Origin of the sequence: Luteococcus sp. Sow4_B9, assembly GCF_052116585.1 — a bacterium.
Classification (GTDB): domain Bacteria; phylum Actinomycetota; class Actinomycetes; order Propionibacteriales; family Propionibacteriaceae; genus Luteococcus.
Map to the genome: position 1 here is coordinate 1 of NZ_JBQKKT010000084.1, position 386 is coordinate 386.

The 386-nt window shown below is 63.5% G+C and carries 1 pseudogene; it reads right to left on the bottom strand.

The window, feature by feature from the left end:
• Positions 1-118: 118 nt before the first annotated feature.
• Positions 119-319 (bottom strand): annotated as a pseudogene (locus ACTQ49_RS15050) (transposase); the annotation flags it as partial.
• Between the last annotated feature and the right edge of the window lie 67 nt (positions 320-386).

A 386-nucleotide genomic window follows, 5' to 3' on the forward strand; every position in this document is an offset into this window, starting at 1 on the left:
CCCGATCGTGGACTCGGCCAGGGCATTGTCGTAGGGGTCGTGGTTCGACCCGACCGATGGATCGACTCCGGCCTCGACCAGCCGCTGGGTGAGGGCAAAACTGACGTACTGGGCAGGTTCAACCGGTCGTTGCAACACCGGCTTCTTCCAGGGATCGTAGTTGTTCTTCGAAGACCTCGGCCGGGGTTCTCCATTTGAGGCTTTTGCGGGGCCGGTTGTTGAGGGTGTGGGCGACGGCCTCGAGATCCGCGGCGCTCCAGCGGGACAGGTCGGTTCCCTTGGGGAAGTACTGGCGCAGCAGCCCGTTGATGCTTCTATGTCAAGCCGCCGGAGCGAGCTGAGTGATTTGATGGGTCCAGGTCGCCCGGTCGGCGAGCATCGCTCTG